Below are 17898 nucleotides of genomic sequence, written 5' to 3'. Positions count from 1 at the left end.
GTGCCACCACGAGACGCAGGAGGTCGCGATGACCATGACGATCATCGATCCCACCATCAGCAGCGCGCCGAGCCCTCGCGCCGGCCGTGCGCAGCGCGCGCCCCGCCCCTCGGGGCTGGACGGGCTGCGGGTCGGGCTGCTCGAGAACACCAAGCGCAACGCCGCCGTCATCCTCGACGCGCTCGGCCAGGGCTTCGTCGAGCAGCACGGTGCCGCCTCGCTGGTGCGCCGCACGAAGAAGCAGTTCGCGCTGCCCCTGTCGGACGAGCTCCTCGACGACCTGCGCGCCCACTGCGACGTCGTCGTGATCGGGGTGGGGGACTGCGGATCCTGCAGCGCGGCGGCCGTGGCCGACGGGATCGCGCTCGAGGCCGCCGGCGTGCCGACCGCCGTCATCTGCACCGACGCATTCGAGGCCACGTCCCGCGCGATGGCCGACATCAAGGGCGACCCGGACTACCCCTTCGTGCTCACCGCGCACCCGGTCGCCAACCTCTCGCGACCCGAGATCGACGTTCGCGCCGGGGAGCTCCTCGACGCGGCGGTGCAGCGCGTCACCCTGCGGCACAAGGCCGTCGCGTGACCGCACCGGCACCGGGGCTGCTCGACCCCGAGGTCGCCGAGGCCGTCGCCGAATACCTCTACGGCCGCGACTGGTCGGACGGCCTGCCGATCCTGCCTGCGACCGAGGCATCCATCGACCGCTTCCTCGCGCAGACGGACCGTGACCCGGATGAGGTCGTCGCACGGCACGCCGGGCTCGATCGCGCGGCGACCGTGCGCGACGTCGCCGTGCACGCCGTCATGGCGGGATGCCTGCCGGAGCACCTGCCGGTGGTCCTCGCGGCATGGGATGCGCTCTCGGCCGACCGCGCCGCGCGCGGAGGCGGCTGGCAGAGCACGAGCGGACCGGCGCCGCTGGTCGTCGTCAACGGGCCCGTCCGGTCCGAGCTCGGGTTCAATGCGACCGCCGGCGTGCTCGGCCCGGGCTTCCGCGCCAACGCCACGATCCCGCGCGCGATCGGACTGACGGTGCGCAACGGGTTCGGCATCCGTCCCCATGGGTTCGAACAGGCGACGCAGGGTCTTCCCGGTCGCTGGACGATGGGCATCGCCGAAGACGAGGAGAACAGCCCGTGGGAGCCGTTCTCGGTGGACGGCGGTCTTGCGGCGGGCGAGAGCGCGGTGAGCGTGATGCTCGTGCGAACATGCGAGTTCGTCGACAACCGGCACTTCACCGACCCGGTCGAGGTGCTGCGCGACTTCGCCGACACCATCCAGCGCTCCGGCTCGTGGATCTTCCGGCATTCTTCGGTCGGGATCGTGATGAATCCCGATCATGCCCGCATCTTCGCCGAGGCGGGGATGTCGAAGCAGGATGTGCGCGACTGGCTCGTGGCGAACTGCGGCAAGACCGAACGCGAGCTCGCCGCTGTGGGCAAGGGCCTCAGCCGCCTGCCCGAAGGGCCCTTCGAACCCGATCATTTCCATCCCGTGTTCGCCGACTCGCGGCCGGTCGACCTGCCGATCATCGTCGCGGGATCACCGAACGCCGCCATGTCGATGGTGTTCCGCGTGTTCGGCGAGTGGTCCGGCCGCGCCTTCACGCCGCGCTGAACCGCCGGCTTCCGCGGGGCGAAATCGGGGGGACGGATGCCTCGTCCCGTCGGCCAGAGTGGAGCCGAGCACGAAGGAGTCCATTCGATGAGCACTGACCCGACCACGTGGGAGTTCCCCGTCACCGACGCGCTGGCGACCGCCGGGCCGCCCTGGCTGAGCGGCAAGGTCGCGGTCGTGGCCGGCGGCGGACTGAGCGGGCCCGAGGGCGGCGTCGGGTTCGCGATGGCGTGGCTGTACCACCGCAACGGGGCCGCGGTCGCGGTGCTCGACCGTGATGAGGCCGCCGCGCAGCGCACCGTCGACGGCATCCGCGAGGCCGGCGGAGAGGCCGAGGTCTTCGTGGTGAACATGATCGACGACGAGGATGTCGCGCGCACGGTCGCAGCCGTCATCGAGCGCTTCGGGCGCATCGACGTGGTCGCCGACTCGATCGGCGGCGGGGGCGTCGAGGGCATCTTCGAGACGTCGGTCGACGCGTGGGATCTCGCCATGGAGGTCAACCTGAAGTCGGCGTGGTACCTGCTGCGTCACGCGCAGAAGCACATGACCTCGGGTGGCGCGGCGGTGCTGATCTCGTCCGGTGCGGCCGAGGGCCGCGGGCCCGGGCTGCCGTACAGCATCGCCAAGACCGCGCTCGAGAAGCTGACCACCGGAGCGGCCACGACGCTCGCGCCGCGTGGCATCCGGGTCAACTGCGTGCGCGTCGGCATGATCTGGGGTGCCTTCGCGGCCAAGGGCATGACACAGGAGCAGCGCGAGATCCGACGGCAGAACGTCGCGATGGGCGTCGAGGGCAACAACTGGGACATCGCGTCCGCCGCCCTCTTCCTCTCGACCGACCAGGCGCGCTGGGTGTCGGGCCAGATCCTCTCGGTCGACGGCGGCGGCATGGCGATGCGCAACTTCGGCCAGGCCGGCGCGAAGTAGCCCCCGCGCCGAGCAGCTGCGTTGCGCGCCGAGCCGGTGCCACCCTCTCGTGCGAGGGCTCAGCGGGTGTGCTCGGCGAACGGGTGCGCGTCTGCGGCTTCGGCCGGATCCTGTGCCTCGCGCACGCGGTCGATCATGCGGCGCAGGAGCGCGTTGAGCTGAACGATCTGCTCCGGTGTCAGCTCGTCGAGGATGATGTCCTGGCCGCTCATCGAGATGGGCAGCATCGCATCGTGCATTCGCGCGCCGGAGCGTGTGAGGTACATCGGGCGTGAGCCACGCGGACCGTCGACGAGCGTGATGAGTGCCCGGGCCGTGAGCGTGTAGACGCTCTTGGAGACCACGGCCTTGTTCACCCCGATGAACTCCGAGACCTCGGTGGCCGAGGCCCCCGGCCGGATCGCGAGCGCCGAGATCACCCGCCAGTCGTTGGTTCCGAGACGGAACTGCCGACGCAGTTCGTGGGATTCCCTCCACACCAGGGCATTCGACAGGAGCGCCAGCAGCCGGGGCGTGAAGTTCTCGGGGTCGATGGTGTCTCCGAGCGGTTCCGTGACGAGGTCTTCGTCGGCTCGGGCCGCGACCGGCATGTCATCGGTGGCCATGGCGTCTCCTTCGTGTGACGAGTGTCTCAGACATGGCAGGATCCGGCCGAGCGCCTCGGCCGGATCCTGCCTGTCTGCGTGCGAACGGGGGTCAGTGGGCCATGGCGGCGAGCGCCTCGGGATCGATGGTCGCGATGGAGCGGGTGTCCTGGAACGACCGGATGCCCTCGATTCCCTGCTCTCGCCCGATGCCCGACTGCTTCATGCCGCCGAAGGGGGCGCGCAAGTCGCACCGCGTCGCGCCGTGGTCGTTGATCCAGACGTAGCCGCACACCAGCTGCGAGCCGACCCGCTGCGCCGCTGCCGGCGAAGCCGTCCACACCGAGCCGCCCAGCCCTGCCCACGTGTCGTTGGAGGCACTGACGGCTTCATCCTCGGTGTCGAACGGGAGGATCGGGATGACCGGCCCGAACTGTTCCTGAGTGACGACACGCAACTGCGGGGCGGGGTCGATGACGATTGCCGGTCGCACGAAGTTCCCCTCCGCGAGATCTCCGCCCGGGAGCTCGCCGAACTCGCGGACATCGGCTCCGGCAGCCTTCGCCTCGTTGATGAGATCCTGCACGAAGGCCTTCTGGACGGGTGAATGCAGCGGACCCATCGTGGTGCCCTCATCGAGGCCATAGCCGAGCACCGTCCGCTCCAGCCGCGCCGACAGCCCGGCGACGACTTCGTCGAGCCGCGAACGATGGACGTACAGCCGCTTGGCGTTCATGCAGATCTGGCCCGTGGTGTCGTAGATGGCGGCGAACAGCCGGTCCAGGTGAGCGTCGTCGAGGATCGCGTCCTCGAGGATGACCGCGGCGTCATTGCCTCCGAGCTCGAGAGTCACGCGGGTGAGCGTCTTGGACGCCATCTCCATCATCCGCTTGCCGCCGTTCACCGACCCGGTGAAGCACACCTTCGCCACATCGGGGTTCTGGATCAGGCCGGCCATGTGCTGATCTTCACCGGCGATGACGTTCAGCACGCCCGCAGGAAGCTTCTCGGCCACCCGCTGCGTCAGCCGGGCGGTGGCGAGCGGTGCCGAAGGCGGAGCCTTGACGATGACGGTGTTGCCCGCCAGAAGAGCGTGGGGGAGGGATGCCGCCAGGATCGCGATCGGCCAGTTGAACGGCACGATGATCGTGACGACCCCGAGGGACTGGTACGAGACCTCGGTCGACACCGGGATCGCGCCCGGCACCACAGGCAGCGTCTTCGAGTCGTCGACCTCGTCGGCGAGCATCAGGGCGAGGTTCCATCGCAGTTCGAACACGAGAGCGTCGACCCACGCCTCCATGCGCACCTTGCCGTTCTCCTGCGAGAGGATCGCGGCATCCTCGTCCCGGTCGGCGGCGATCTCTGCGATGGCCTGGCTCATGTGCGCTGCGCGCTGTTGTGGTGTGAGCGCCGACCAGGCCGGATAAGCCGCCTTGGCTGCGGCGACCGCATCGGCGACGTCCTCCGCCGACGCGGCGGCGGCCTCTCCGACGATCACGCCCTTCTTGCCCGGATCGGCCACGCGGAGCACGTCTGTCGTGAACCGCTCCTCCCCGCCGATGAACAAGCCCGTTCGCACTTCTGTCGCGATATTCGACATCGTTCTGCACCTCTCTGTGAGCCGAGTCCGTGCGCGCACCCCTTGCGCATCACTTGTCAACAAGTTTACGTGCATTCCTGTTTACATGTAAAGCAGGCCGTGCTACGTTCACTCGCAGCCTTCCGCTCCGGCGGAGGGGAACTGGTCGAATCCGACGCGCGGAAGCATCGGACGAGGCATCCGTGTCATTCAATGAGGAGGCATGCGGTGAGTACGCAGACCCTGCACACCGGCGAGCGGCACAGCGTCGAGGAGCTGGAGGAACTCGCGTTCGAGTTGCGCGCGAAGCTCCTGCACCTGTGCGGCACCTACGAAGGAGCCGTCCACATCGGCGGTGACCTGTCGGCCGCCGACATCTTCACGGCTCTGTTCGGCTACGGACTGCGCGTGGACCCCGACGACATCGCCAATCCTGAGCGCGATCGATTCGTGCTCAGCAAGGGCCACGCCGCGGTGTGCATGTACATCGCGATGGCCATCCGCGGGTTCTTCTCCTACGAAGGCATCGTCGAGACATACGGCCAGCTCGACAGCGCCTACGGCATGCACCCGTGCAAGGTGCAGCTGCCCGGCGTCGAGTGCTCGACCGGCTCGCTGGGCCACGGGCTGCCCCTTGCGGTCGGCATGGCGCTGAGCGCTCGCCACCGCGGCGACGACCACCGCATCGTGTGCCTGCTCGGCGACGGTGAGACCGGCGAGGGCTCGGTCTGGGAGGCGGCGATGGCCGCCCGCAGCAACCGACTCGGCAACCTCGTCGCCTTCATCGACCGCAATCGGCAACTGATGACGAGCTTCGCCGAGGAGCGGGTCGTCTTCGAGCCCTACCCCGACAAGTGGCGAGCATTCGGCTGGAACGTCGTCGAGATCGACGGCCACGACATGTCGCAGCTCGTCGCAGCGATCGATGCCCTCCCTGACACGGACAGCGACCGTCCCACCGTCGTCATCTGCGACACCGTCAAGGGCAAGGGCGTCGACTTCATGGAGCACAACCTCGCGTGGCATGCCGGTTCGCTGGGTGCTGCAGACCTCGAGCGCGCGATGGTGGCGCTCGAGGCATCCCGTCAGAAGGAGACCGTCTGATGCCCGTCACATTCACGTTCGGAGAGATGCTCTCGGCCCGATCCGTCATCGGCACGACGCTCGCCGAGCTCGGCGAGGAGCACGAGAACCTGTGGGTGCTCACGCCCGACATCGGTGCGACGCTCGTCGAGTTCCGCGACCGGTTCCCCGACCGCTTCCTGGATGTGGGGCTCGCCGAACAGGTGTGCGTCGGCATCGCCGCGGGCCTCGCCTACGACGGGAACATCCCCGTGGTGTCGGGGATGCTGCCGTTCCTGAGCATGCGCGCGCTCGAGCAGGTGCGCACCGATGTCTGCTACCCCAACCTGCCGGTCAAGATCATCGGCACGCACGGCGGACTCGTCGGCAACGGCGGATCGACCCACTACGCGGTCGAAGACCTCGCTCTCATGTGCGCGCTCACCAATATGACGGTGACGTCGATCGGCGACCCGCTGATGGTGGGCGAGATCATCCGGCAGTCGATGACCATGCCGGGGCCGATCTACATCCGCCTGGCCGTGGGTAAGAAGGACAAAGTGCTCTATGAGCCCGGTGAGCACGATGTACGCATCGGCAAGGGCATCGTCGCGCGCGCCGGTGAGGACATGACCATCTTCACGCATGGCACGACGGTCGCCCAGGCGCTGGACGCGGCCGACGTCCTCGCGGAGGACGGACGGGCGGTGCGGGTCGTCGACATGTTCACCCTCAAGCCGATCGACGACGACCTCATCGTCCGCTGCGCCGAAGAGACCGACGGCCGGTTCGTGGTGCTCGAAGACCACCTCGCCTACGGCGGGCTGGCGACGCGCATCGCGGACGTGGTCGCCGATCGAGGCATCCGCCTCAAGGCCTTCGAAAGGCTCGGCATCCCGCAGGTCTACGCCGGCTTCGGCGAGGACGAGCAGCTGCGAGACAAGCACGGCTACGGGCTCGAAGCGACGATCGCGGCAGCTCGTCGCGCGATCGCCGCCCGGGCATGAGCTCCCGCAAGGACCGGAGGTCGACATGAGAACCGTCGCCGTCACGAGGATCGGCAGCCTGCGCGACCCGGACGAGGCAACCCGCGGCCGGATCGGAGTCGTGGATCTTCCCGAACCGCCGCTGGGCCCCGAGGATGTCCGAATCCGGGTCGCGTACTCCGCGATCTGCGGCTCGGATCCGCATCTGGCTGAGGGATACTTCGGCACCGACGTGCCCATCGGACTCGGCCACGAGCTGTCGGGAGTCATCGAGGCGCGCGGTGAACGCGCGACCCGCAACGGGCTGAAGGTCGGGGACCGGGTCGCAGGCAACTTCCTCCGCTTCTGCGGCACGTGCCGCCCGTGCCAGGCGGGCAAGCAGCAGTTCTGCGAGAACATCCAGGAGTACAACCGGCCCGGCATGGCCGAGACGGTCACGTGGCATGAGTCGCAGGTCTACCGGCTGCCCGGCGGCGTGTCGCTGCTGCACGGCTGCCTGCTCGAGCCGACCTCTGTGGCGGTGCGCATCGCCGACAAGACGAACGTGCGCGTGGGCGACCGGGTCGCCATCTGCGGCGGCGGACCCATCGGCCAGCTCGCACTGCAGGTGATGCGGATGCACGGAGCGACAGCGCTCACGATGATCGAGCCGATCGCCGCCCGTCGCGAGATGGCCGCGCGCCACGGTGCCGAGCACGTCATCGACCCGGTCGCGGAAGACCAGCGCGCCCGGGCCGCCGAGATCACCGAGGGTGGTGGCTACGACGTCGTGATCGACGCGTCGGGCTCCACGCGCGCGGTCTCCGGTCTGCTCGACATCGCTGCCAAGGGAGCGACCGTCGTCTACGGGGCCATGTACCCGGAGCGCTTCGAACTGCCGCTGAACCTGTCGGACTACCTGTACCTCAAGGAGCTCACGCTCACCGGCGTCTTCGTGTCGCCGTACGCCTTCCCCCGCGCGCTGCAGATCCTGCCGCGCCTCGAGCTCGACGAGCTGACCGCTGCCGTCTTCGACCTGGAGGACGCGCCCGCTGCCTTCGACGCGCACGTGAGCGGCCGGCATCCGAAAGTCCTCATCCGGTGCAACGACATCGTGGACGAAGGGGTGGCGTCATGACGCTCGCCGAAGGGCGCCCGGAGGTGGCGGCATCCGTCTCCAGCACGGCGCCGGCCCTCGAGGCGGTCGACATCGTCAAGAGCTTCGACGGCGTCCACGCGCTCAAGGGCGTGCGGCTCTCGGTCGCCCCGGGCGAGATCCACGCGCTCCTCGGCGAGAACGGTGCCGGCAAGTCCACACTCATCAAGATCGTCACCGGCCTGTACGCGCCGGACTCGGGCGAGATCCGCCGTGAAGGCCACGCCGTCGGCTTCGCCAACGTGCGGGCGGCGCACCACGCCGGCATCGTGGCGCTGTACCAGGAGCTCTCGATCGTCCCGACGATCTCGGTCGCCGAGAACGTGCTGCTCGGCGAGCAGCTTCCGGGGCGTGCGGGGATCGTGGACGGCCGCGCGCTTCGCCGTCGCGCCAAGGAGCAGCTCGAACGGCTCAACCAGCGGATCTCGCTGCGCAAGCTCGCCGGCGACCTGTCGCCCGTACAGCAGACGATGGTCGCGGTGGCGCGTGCGCTGGCGACGGATGCCCGTGTGCTCATCCTCGACGAGCCGACCGCATCGCTCACCGACACCGAGATCCGCGAAGTGTTCGCCGTCCTGCGCTCGCTGCGGAACGAGGGGGTTGCGATCGTCTACGTGTCGCATCGCCTCGAGGAGGTCTTCGAGCTGTGCGACCGCCTCACGATCATGCGCAACGGCGAGACGATCGTGACGAAGGATGTCGCCGACACGACGATCGACGAGGTCATCTCGACGATGGTGGGCAGGTCGGCCGGATCGCTCTACCCCGAGCGGGGCACGGCGACCACCGACGTCGTGCTGACCGCCGAGCACCTCGAGGGCCGCCGCGTCAAAGACGTCTCGTTCACCGCGCACGCGGGCGAGGTGCTGGGCATCGGCGGACTCGCGGGCTCCGGTCGCAGCGAGCTGCTGCGCCTGCTCGCGGGAGCGCAGCACTACCGCTCGGGCACCGTGACCGTCGACGGCGCGCCGCTGCGTCGTCGCTCGCCGGTCGGGCGGGTGCTCGATGCCGGCGTCGCGCTCGTGCCCGAAGAGCGTCGCAGCCAGGGCGTGATGCTCGGGGCCTCGATCCAGGACAATGTCGCCCTCGCCAACATCGCCACGATCAGCCGTGCGGGCTGGGTCTCGGGCAGCCGGATCGCTCAGATCGCGAAGCACGGCATGGCCGATCTGCAGATCAAGGCCCGCAGTGCAAGACAGCCGGTGGGGGAGCTGTCGGGCGGCAACCAGCAGAAGGTGGTGCTGGCGAAGATGCTCGCGCGACGGCCGAAGGTCCTGCTGATGGACGAGCCGACGCGCGGCATCGACGTCGGGACCAAGGCGGAGATCTACCGCCTGATCCGTGAGCTCGCCGACAGCGGCACTGCCGTGATCGCCGTCAGTTCGGAGCTGCCGGAGCTCATCGGCATGAGCGATCGGATCCTCATCATGCACGAGGGCTCGATCGCCGGCGAGGTGCCGGCCGACGGTGCCGACGAAGAGCTCCTCCTCTCTTACGCGTATGGAAGGTCCCACGAACATGAGCAGGCAGAGTGACATGACCGTTGAGAAGGAATCCACGAGGACCGCCGCGGTCGTCGTCCAGCAGTCGTCGAGGACCGCCGGGCGGGTGCTGCTCAGCGGCGGCACCGTCGTCGCACTCATCCTGCTCGTGCTGTTCTTCTTCCTGATGCGGCCGGATTCGTTCCTGTCGTTCGTGAATGTGCGGAACATCCTGTACCAGGTCTCGATCCTCGCGATCATCGCCGGGGCGCAGACCATCGTCATGGTCGTGGGCGATTTCGACCTCTCGGTCGGGGCGACATCGAGCCTCGCCGGATCGGTCGCGGCGGCGCTCATGCTCGACGAGCACTCGGTGGGCGTCGCGATCCTCGCCGGTCTGGCCGTCGGGCTCGCCGTGGGGCTGGTGAACGGGGTGCTGATCGCATACCTCAACCTGTCGGCATTCGTCGCGACGCTCGCCACGATGACCTCGGTGATCGGGTTGGCGTACCTGGTGACGGCAGGCACGACGCTGTTCGGGATGCCGCCCGAGTTCACGCAGCTCGGACAGGGGCGCCTGCTGACCATCCCGATGCCGGTGTACTTCGCGATCGCCATCTCGCTCGTCATCTGGGCCATGCTGCGCTTCACCACGGTCGGTCGTCGCTGGCACGCGATCGGCGGGAACGTCGAGGTCGCTCGGCTGTCGGGCGTGAACGTGCGTTTCGCGAGGCTGCTGGCGTTCACGCTCGCCGGCTTCGTGTCGGCGATCGGCGGCATCCTGCTCGCAGCGCGCCTCGGCAGCGCCAGCGCCGAGCAGGGCGGCGACAACATGATGTTCTCGGTCGCCGCCGTCTTCCTCGGCATGACCGTCATCCGATCCGGAGCGGCCAACCTCGGCGGAACGATGATCGGCGTCGCGATCATCGGCGTCATGAGCAACGGCCTGAACATCCTCGGCGTCAACGCCTACGTGCAGCAGGTGGTGACCGGACTCATCATCATCGCCGCCGTCACGCTGTCGTCCCTCAAGACGCGGGAGAGATAGCGGATCCCTCCCACGCCGACCATGCGGAGAGGCATCCGTACGGTCGCACACACCCAGTACCGCGATCACACAAACGACACAAAGGAGTAGTCACGTGCGTACCAGATTCAAGGTTGCGGCGGCCCTCGCCGCGGCGGCGGCAATCGCCCTGACCGGATGCTCGGGCGGGGACTCGGGCGGAGGGACCGGCGACGGCGACGAAGCCCTCAAGGTCATCGCCTTCACCTCTGGCAACCAGACGCCGGTCGGTGCCTGGTGGGTCAAGGCGGTGCAGGAGAAGGCCGACGAACTCGGCTGGGATCTGACGATGATCCAGGGTGACTTCGACTTCCAGAAGATGAACCCCGCGGTCGAGAGTGCGATCGGCCAGGGCGCCGACGTCATCCTCGACGGATACACCGACGTGTCTTCGATCGGCTCGATCGTCACGGCCGCTCAGGATGCCGGCATCCCGATCTTCTCAATCGATGCCGGCACGGAGCCGAGCGACGCGTTCGCCGTCAACATCACGACCGACCAGCAGCAGATCGTCGACCAGACGGTCGAGGCGCTCGACGAGTCGGTGGGCGGGCTGGACGGCAAGACGGTCATGGTCATCGGCCACGACCCGCACGCCGGCATCCGGATGCGGGCAGGGCTGGCCGTCGAGGCTCTCGAAGAGGCGGGCGCCACGGTCGTGGGCGGTGAACCGCAGCAGGTCACGAGCCCGGCGACGGGTCGCACCGAGGCGCTGAACTTCGTGTCGGACTATCTGTCAGCCAACCCCGATGGTCTCGACGCCGTGTGGGCCGGGTGGGACGACGCCGCGCTCGGCGCCGCGCAGGGCCTCGCCGAAGGCGGGTCGTCCGCGAAGGTGACGGGCGTCGACGCGTTGAGCGAGTCGATCGCCGCGATCGAGGCCGACGGCAACATGCTCGCCACGATCGAGCAGCCGTGGCCGAGCATCCTCGACCAGCTCGTGGAGCTGGTGCAGGCGTACGAGGCGGACGGGACGCTGCCGGACGAGAACTTCGTCGCCGTCGACGCGACGCTCGTCACGAAAGACAACGCCGCCGAGATCACGCCGTCCGACAAGTTGGGCTGATCCGCGAGACGGCCTTCGTGGGAGAGGTGCTTCCCACGAAGGCCGTCCCGACCAGCACCAGACACTCACCCACTACAAGGAGGAACACCATGCGTCTGCAAGGCAAAGTCGCGCTCATCACCGGCGGCGCGAGCGGAATCGGGCTCGCGACGGTACGCAAATTCGTCCGCGAAGGCGCGAAGGTGATGATCGCCGACATCAACCTCGAGCAGGCAGAGGCGGCCGCGGCCGAGATCGCGGGTGAGGGGCACGAGGGCTCCGTCGCGGCGGTGGGGGTGAACGTCTCGGTGTACGCGGAGGTCGAAGCCGCTGTTGCTCGCACCGTCGAGATCTTCGGGTCGTTGGACGTGATCTTCAACAACGCCGGCATCGCAGGGGGCAGGCCACTGCTCGAGCACGACCCCGCGGTGGACTACGAGCCGATCATCCGCGTCGATCAGGACGGGGTGTATTACGGCATCCTCGCGGCCGGCCGGCAGTTCAAGCAGCAGGGAACCGGCGGCGTCATCATCAGCACGTCTTCGATCTACGGCGAGCAAGCCGCGGAGCTGTCGTTCACGTACAGCGCGGCGAAGGCCGCGGTGATCTCCTTCACCCGATCGGCGGCGTACGAGCTTGCCGAGTACGGCGTGCGCGCCGTCGCGATCACGCCGGGACGAGTCGGTACGCCGATCATCAACCAGTTCAGCGAGGAGCTGAAGGCCACCTTCGCGGCCGAGCAGCTGCGCAACAAGCTCACGAGGCCCGAAGAGATCGCGGATGTCGTCGCGTTCCTCGCCTCCGATGAGGCGAACGCGATCAACGGCACGGTCGTGAGTGTCGACGACGGGTATTCGGTGTTCAAGCAGCGCCTGGATCTCCCGGTCTTCTGATGGCGGGGGATGAGCGCGTGAACCTCGATCTCGACCTGGACCTCGACGTGGCGTTCCACGTCAGCATCGCCCTGGCCGACGCGTCACCCGTCGCCCTCGCGCCGCTTCTGGGCGAGTTGCGTGGGGCTGGCTATCGGCGCGCTGTGTTGCCGCCCATGAATCCGCAGGAGGCGGATGCCGCCGGCCTGAGGCGCGTCTTCGACGAGGCGGACATCGTCCCCATCGCGATGACCGGTCAGCAGCCCGGCGCGGACGTCTCGTCAGAGGACTCGACGGAGCGCCGGGCGGGAGCGGACGCTCTGCGCGCGGCGGTGGAGTTCGCCGCGGCGATCGGTGCCGACCAGCTCAACGGGGTGCCGTACGGGCTGTTCGGCCCACCGGGTGGGCCGACCCCCTTCGCCGCAGTGGAGCGCGCCGCGCGCGAGGTCGGCGTGGTCGCCGACGAGGCCGCCGCGCGAGGCATCACGATGACCTTCGAGGTGCTCAACCGATACGAGACGTCCGCTCTCAACACGGCGGCGCAGGCACTGGACTTCGTGGTGTTGAGCGGCTCGGAGAATCTGCGCATCCACCTGGACACCTTCCACATGGCCGTGGAGGAGGCCGACATGTCGGCGGCGATCCGCGCCGCTCTGCCCAAGCTCGGGTATCTCGAACTCGGGCAATCGGGCCGCGGACACCTCGGCTCGGGTGCTGTGGATATCCCGGCGGTGGTGCAGACCGCGATCGACGACGGCTACACGGGGCGCTGGGGCGTCGAAGCCTTCTCCCGCGGGCTCGTGGGCCAACCTGCGGCCGACATACTCGCCATCTGGCGGGATCCGTTCGACGACGGTCTGGAACTCGCATCTGAGGCGATCCGCGTGATCAGGCGCGGCTGGGCCGAGAGCACCGCCGGTCGTCGCGCGCAGCGCCTGGCGCGCAGCGGCGCCGCCTGAGCGGGCCCGGAATCAGGGCGCGCTCGCGGCCGGCGGGGACCAGAACTGGCGCGGTGCCGACTTCACGGCCGCGACGACGGTCCGCTGGAACCAGCTCAGGGCCGGGCTCTCGTGACTGGTGGCGCGGGCGTACAGCCGCACCTCGATCGGATCCAGCTCGACGGGAAGCCGGCGGGCGACGAGAGGCCATGTCTGGACCCAGTTCTCGGCGAGGCTCGACGGGACGACCGCGACCCAGGGGCCGGTGTGCAGCAGGCCCGGGATGGTCGAGAAGTGGCCGACCACCAGGCTCGGCGAGTACCGCAGCCCGACGCGGTCGAGCGCGGTGCTGATGCCCGGCGCCGCGGAGTCGCCCGACGTGGCCAGGTGCTGAGCGCTCAGGAACGCCGCACGCGGGACGCGCGTGTGACGGGCGAGCGGGTGCGAGTCCGACATGAGCAGCACATAGCGCTCGGATTTGAGGATCTCGCCGACGAACTCGCCGGGTGGCGGCGTCGAGGCGATCGCGAGATCCACCTTTCCGCGAGAGAGCCACTCCGGCAGCGCCCGCACGTCCAGCGGCACCACTTCGAGCGTGATGCCCGGGCCGGTGCGGGCGAGCGCTTCGAGGATGGCGGGCAGGAAGCCGACCTCGCCCAGCTCGGAGAGGGCCAGCCGGAACCGATGCGTCGACGTACCGGGGTCGAACTCCGCCACTCCGGCGATCGCAGTCTCGATACGGGCGAGCGCGGCGTGGAGCTCCGGATAGAGGCTCTGAGCGGCCGGAGTGGCGCGCAGCACGCGGCCTTCGCGGCGGAACAGTGGGTCGCCGAGCTCGCGCCGCATTCGCGCCAGCGATTGACTCACCGCCGACTGCGTCACGAACAGCCGCTGCGCCGCTGCTGTCGCGGTCCCGGTCTCGTAGACGGCGACGAAGACTCGCAGCAGGTTCAGGTCCATCGGCGGAGCACCGTTCGGTCGAGTCAGCGCGGACTATTAGCGCAACTGATTCTAACTGTGACGAATGGTAAGTGCAGGTTCATCTCGACCTCGCAAGAATGGCACGAAGCCGGTCGGCAACGAGGCCGTCGGCGTCGATCAAGGAGGCTCGACCGATGAAGACGCGTGAGATGTGGATCCGGCGACTGGCCGCCCCGGCGTTCGCGGGAGTGGTTGCGGCCGGGCTGCTGGCCGGCTGTTCGTCGGACGCCGGGACCGCACCGTCGGAAGCCGCTGAGTCCGGCGCCGGCGGTGAGACCGAGGTCGTCGAAGTCGCGGTGCTGCCGACCTCGAACATGGCCGCCGTGCACCTCGGCGTGCAGGAGGGCTTCTTCGCAGACGAGGGCCTCGAACTGAACATGACCACGGTCGGCGGCGGCGCCGAGATGGTCGCCGGACTCCAGGCGGGCTCGTTCGACTTCGTCGCCGTCGGCTACGTGCCGCTCTTCACCGCCGCGGCCAACGGACTGCCGCTCGTGATGATCTCGGCCAACGATGTCGGCGGTGCCACGGCAGAAGAGGAATGGCAGACCGTCGTGGCCGGGGCCGACTCCGACGTGCAGTCCGTCGAGGATCTCGAGGGCGCGACGATCGGGGTGAACGCGCTCAAGGGCGTCGCCGAGGCGACGATCCGCGCATCGCTGCAGCAGCAGGACGTCGACGACTCCACCGTGCAGTTCGTCGAGGTTCCCTTCTCGGAGGTGCCCGCGGCGGTCGCGAACGGGACGGTCGACGCGGCGTTCGCGAGTGAGCCGTTCATCACGCAGACCCTCGCGGACGGAGGCCGGATCGTGGACACCCCGTCGTACAACCTGGGGGAGAACTTCCCGAACGGCGTGTGGGCGACCACGCGTGACCTCGTCGAGTCATCTCCTGACGTCGTCGATCGATTCGCCCGGGCGATCGCCGCATCGATCGATTACGCCGTGGAGAATCCGGATGCCGTGCGTGAGATCCTGCCGACGTACACGGCGCTGACACCCGAGCTCGCGGACGAGATCCGCCTCCCGATCTTCCGGTCCGAGCTCGACCGCCCGCAGCTGGAGAAACTCGGGGAGCTGCTCATGGACTTCGGGGTCATCGACGAAGCTCCGAACCTCGACGAGCTCACTCGCGACTGAGTCGCCGTCGTGACTGTGTCCGCACCGCAGCAGCGCGCGAAGGAGGACGTGCGCCCGCTGCGGGGGCCCACGGAGGCGGGCCCCGTCGCCCGGGCATGGCGCGGGATCTCATCGCTGGGCGGTGCTCTCGTGATCGTCCTGACGGTCGAGGTGCTGGCACGGCTCGATGTGCTGCCGTCCCGGTACCTGCCGCCGCCGAGCGTGGTGCTGACCCGCCTCTTCGAAGCGATGGCGGAGCCCGTGTTCTGGCAGGCCACCGCGATGACCGTGATCGGCTGGTTCCTCTCGCTCACGATCGCCACGCTGGTGGCGGTTCCGCTGGGCGTGCTGCTCGGCACGAGCGAGCTCGCCCACCGTGCGACCCGGCCGATCGTCGAGTTCCTGCGTCCGGTGCCCTCCGTCGCGCTGATTCCCCTGGTCTTCCTGCTCTTCCGGCCGGGCTCGATGGACGGGAAGGTGTTCCTCGCGGCCTTCGCGGCGACGTGGCCGCTCCTCATCCAGGTCATCTACGGGGTCCGGGCGATCAATCCGATCCAGCTCGCGACCGCGCGATCCTTCCAGATCGGTCGCGTGCGCTCGTTCTTCCGCGTCGTGATCCCCGCCGCCACCCCGTACCTGGCGACCGGCCTGCGCATCGCGTCGTCGGTGGCGCTCATCCTGACCGTCACCGGCGAGATCATCATGGGCGCACCCGGGATCGGGCTCGAGATCAACCGTGCACGCGAGGGCGGCGACGTCCCGCTGATGTACGCCTACGTGATCGTGGGCGGCGTGCTCGGTGTGGTGCTCAACCTGCTGTTCGCCGCCCTCGAGCGGAAGGTGCTGCACTGGCACGTCTCACAGCGGAGCGCGCGGCGATGAGACTCAAGAGCGGTGTCTACATCGCGGCCGAGGTGCTCACGCCCATCGTCGTGGTGCTCCTCGTCCTGTGGTTCACCAACGCGCAGTCGAACTTCTTCCTGCCGCCGCTGCAGGACGTCGTCGGCGCCTTCATCGACAACTGGCTCTTCACGCTCGTGCCCAGCGAGCTCCTCCCGAGCCTCTTCCGGCTGTTCACGGGATACCTCATGGCGGTCGTGCTCGGCGTGGGCGTCGGCATCCTGATCGGCAAGGTGCCGGCGATCCGGCGCCAGGCCACTCCGGTGATCGAGTTCCTGCGTGCGATCCCGCCGCCCGCTCTCCTGCCGTTCACGCTGATCGCCTTCGGCACCGGCGACGAGGCGAAGATCATCCTGATCGCACTCGTGTGCGTCTGGCCGATCCTGCTGAACACGGTGGACGGGATCACCGGCGTGGACGCCACGCTGCGCGAGACCGGTGCCAGCTATCGGATCGGCCGCTGGGACACGCTGTGGCGCATCGACCTCCGCGCCGCCGGCCCGCAGATCTTCGCGGGCATGCGGGCCGCGCTGCCGCTCGCCCTCATCATCATGGTGATCAGCGAGATGGTGGGAGCGACCAACGGGGTCGGGTTCTTCATCGTCCAGTCCCAGCGCACCTTCGCGATCCCGGACATGTGGTCGGGCATCATCCTGCTCGGCATCCTCGGCTACACGCTCAACCTGCTCTTCACCCTCATCGAACGCGGCGTGCTCGCGTGGCACCGCGGCTCGCGTGCCGAGGCCCGTTGACCCATGGAGGAACACTGGTGCTTGCTCTGAAGAACGTCTCCAAACGCTACGGGGATGCCGCGACCGGAACACTCGCGGTGAAAGATCTGACCTTCACCGTCGGTGAGAACGAGGTGGTCACGATCGTCGGTCCGTCGGGCTGTGGCAAGACCACCGTGCTGAAGCTGATGGCGGGTCTGCTCGAACCCAGCAGCGGGAGCATCACCGTCGACGGGCAGGAGGTCGTCCGGCCTCCGGAAGCGGTCGCGCTCGTCTTCCAGGACTACGTCAACTCGCTCTACCCGTGGATGACGGTCGGGCAGAACGTCGAGTTCCCGCTCACGCGCAAGGTGCGCGATCGGGCCGCCCGTCGCGATCGCGTCGCGACGGCGGTGGAGTCGGTCGGGCTCGCGGGCTTCGAGGACCGCTACCCCTGGCAGCTCTCCGGCGGGATGCAGCAGCGCGTGGCGATCGCGCGCGGGCTGGCGTACCAGCCGCAGATCCTGCTGATGGACGAGCCTTTCGGCGCGCTCGACGCCCAGACCCGCGCCGACCTGGAGGATCTCGTGCTGCAGGTGCGCCACGCCTTCAAGATCACGATCGTCTTCGTGACACATGACATCGACGAGAGCGTCTATCTCGCGGACAGGGTCCTGGTGATGGGTCCGCGGCCCACCTTCATCGAAGCGGATCTCGCGGTCGACCTCCCGTCGCCGCGCGACCAGATCGAGACCAAGGAACTCAGCGAGTTCGCCCGCGTCCGCGGCGACGTCTATCGCCGCATCCGTCGCTCCAGCGAATTGATGCGCACCGGGAACACGCAGGCCACGACGTGAAGGCGTCGTCGCCGAAGACCAGCCCACTTCGAGG

General features: G+C 68.7%; 18 protein-coding genes. 15 read left to right on the top strand and 3 right to left on the bottom strand.

Annotated features, from left to right (window positions below):
• Window positions 1-28: 28 nt before the first annotated feature.
• From HF576_RS06890 to HF576_RS06880, 3 genes are all read left to right on the top strand, one after another.
• The gene (locus HF576_RS06890) at window positions 29-583 is read left to right on the top strand and encodes a UGSC family (seleno)protein (RefSeq protein WP_168911960.1); all 555 of its coding nucleotides are present in this window, start codon (window positions 29-31) and stop codon (window positions 581-583) included.
• Window positions 580-1617 (top strand): hypothetical protein, encoded by a 1038-nt coding sequence (locus HF576_RS06885; RefSeq protein ID WP_205834766.1) that lies wholly within the window; start codon window positions 580-582, stop codon window positions 1615-1617. Before HF576_RS06890 ends, HF576_RS06885 begins: the two co-directional genes overlap by 4 nt.
• 87 nt (window positions 1618-1704) lie before the next feature.
• Window positions 1705-2547: an SDR family NAD(P)-dependent oxidoreductase gene (locus HF576_RS06880; protein ID WP_168911959.1), complete on the top strand. Its 843-nt coding sequence runs from the start codon at window positions 1705-1707 to the stop codon at window positions 2545-2547.
• Between the two features lie 59 nt (window positions 2548-2606).
• On the opposite strand, the gene HF576_RS06875 is transcribed toward HF576_RS06880, so the two are convergent.
• Window positions 2607-3152 (bottom strand): MarR family winged helix-turn-helix transcriptional regulator, encoded by a 546-nt coding sequence (locus HF576_RS06875; protein WP_168911958.1) that lies wholly within the window; start codon window positions 3150-3152, stop codon window positions 2607-2609.
• A 91-nt stretch (window positions 3153-3243) separates the two neighbouring features.
• Window positions 3244-4734: an aldehyde dehydrogenase family protein gene (locus HF576_RS06870; protein ID WP_168911957.1), complete on the bottom strand. Its 1491-nt coding sequence runs from the start codon at window positions 4732-4734 to the stop codon at window positions 3244-3246.
• Window positions 4735-4941: 207 nt separating this feature from the next.
• On the opposite strand from HF576_RS06870, the gene HF576_RS06865 reads away from it, so the two are divergent.
• From HF576_RS06865 to HF576_RS06830, 8 genes are all read left to right on the top strand, one after another.
• Window positions 4942-5817: a thiamine pyrophosphate-dependent enzyme gene (locus tag HF576_RS06865; RefSeq protein ID WP_205834764.1), complete on the top strand. Its 876-nt coding sequence runs from the start codon at window positions 4942-4944 to the stop codon at window positions 5815-5817.
• Complete coding sequence (locus HF576_RS06860) at window positions 5817-6782, top strand: transketolase family protein (RefSeq protein ID WP_168911955.1); 966 nt, start codon at window positions 5817-5819, stop codon at window positions 6780-6782. Before HF576_RS06865 ends, HF576_RS06860 begins: the two co-directional genes overlap by 1 nt.
• A gap of 25 nt (window positions 6783-6807) precedes the next feature.
• Window positions 6808-7878, top strand: a complete 1071-nt coding sequence (locus HF576_RS06855) for a zinc-dependent alcohol dehydrogenase (RefSeq protein WP_168911954.1) — start codon at window positions 6808-6810, stop codon at window positions 7876-7878.
• Window positions 7875-9431, top strand: a complete 1557-nt coding sequence (locus tag HF576_RS06850) for a sugar ABC transporter ATP-binding protein (protein ID WP_168911953.1) — start codon at window positions 7875-7877, stop codon at window positions 9429-9431. The genes HF576_RS06855 and HF576_RS06850 overlap by 4 nt, the downstream gene beginning before the upstream one ends.
• Before the next feature lies 1 nt (window position 9432).
• Window positions 9433-10425, top strand: coding sequence for an ABC transporter permease (locus HF576_RS06845; protein WP_168911952.1), 993 nt, complete (start codon window positions 9433-9435; stop codon window positions 10423-10425).
• A 94-nt stretch (window positions 10426-10519) separates the two neighbouring features.
• On the top strand, window positions 10520-11509 hold the full coding sequence (locus tag HF576_RS06840) for a substrate-binding domain-containing protein (RefSeq protein WP_168911951.1): 990 nt from the start codon (window positions 10520-10522) through the stop codon (window positions 11507-11509).
• An 89-nt stretch (window positions 11510-11598) separates the two neighbouring features.
• Window positions 11599-12381 (top strand): SDR family NAD(P)-dependent oxidoreductase, encoded by a 783-nt coding sequence (locus tag HF576_RS06835; protein WP_168911950.1) that lies wholly within the window; start codon window positions 11599-11601, stop codon window positions 12379-12381.
• 17 nt (window positions 12382-12398) lie between these two features.
• Window positions 12399-13319 (top strand): TIM barrel protein, encoded by a 921-nt coding sequence (locus tag HF576_RS06830; RefSeq protein WP_168911949.1) that lies wholly within the window; start codon window positions 12399-12401, stop codon window positions 13317-13319.
• Window positions 13320-13331: 12 nt separating this feature from the next.
• On the opposite strand, the gene HF576_RS06825 is transcribed toward HF576_RS06830, so the two are convergent.
• Entirely contained in the window at window positions 13332-14258 is a 927-nt protein-coding gene (locus HF576_RS06825) for a LysR family transcriptional regulator (RefSeq protein WP_168911948.1), read from the bottom strand.
• A 155-nt stretch (window positions 14259-14413) separates the two neighbouring features.
• Between HF576_RS06825 and HF576_RS06820 the strand changes: the two genes are divergently transcribed.
• From HF576_RS06820 to HF576_RS06805, 4 genes are read left to right on the top strand one after another with little or no spacing between them, the layout of a single operon-like run.
• Complete coding sequence (locus HF576_RS06820; protein ID WP_168911947.1) at window positions 14414-15418, top strand: ABC transporter substrate-binding protein; 1005 nt, start codon at window positions 14414-14416, stop codon at window positions 15416-15418.
• Between the two features lie 9 nt (window positions 15419-15427).
• Window positions 15428-16279, top strand: a complete 852-nt coding sequence (locus HF576_RS06815; protein ID WP_205834761.1) for an ABC transporter permease subunit — start codon at window positions 15428-15430, stop codon at window positions 16277-16279.
• The gene (locus HF576_RS06810; protein ID WP_168911946.1) at window positions 16276-17049 is read left to right on the top strand and encodes an ABC transporter permease; all 774 of its coding nucleotides are present in this window, start codon (window positions 16276-16278) and stop codon (window positions 17047-17049) included. The genes HF576_RS06815 and HF576_RS06810 overlap by 4 nt, the downstream gene beginning before the upstream one ends.
• A 17-nt stretch (window positions 17050-17066) precedes the next feature.
• The gene (locus tag HF576_RS06805; protein WP_168911945.1) at window positions 17067-17864 is read left to right on the top strand and encodes an ATP-binding cassette domain-containing protein; all 798 of its coding nucleotides are present in this window, start codon (window positions 17067-17069) and stop codon (window positions 17862-17864) included.
• Window positions 17865-17898: the final 34 nt, after the last annotated feature.

This window comes from Microbacterium salsuginis (genome assembly GCF_012524205.1).
Taxonomy (GTDB): Bacteria; Actinomycetota; Actinomycetes; order Actinomycetales; family Microbacteriaceae; genus Microbacterium; species Microbacterium salsuginis.
The sequence above is the reverse complement of the archived record's forward strand: the minus strand, read 5'-3'. Positions and strand labels throughout refer to the sequence as shown.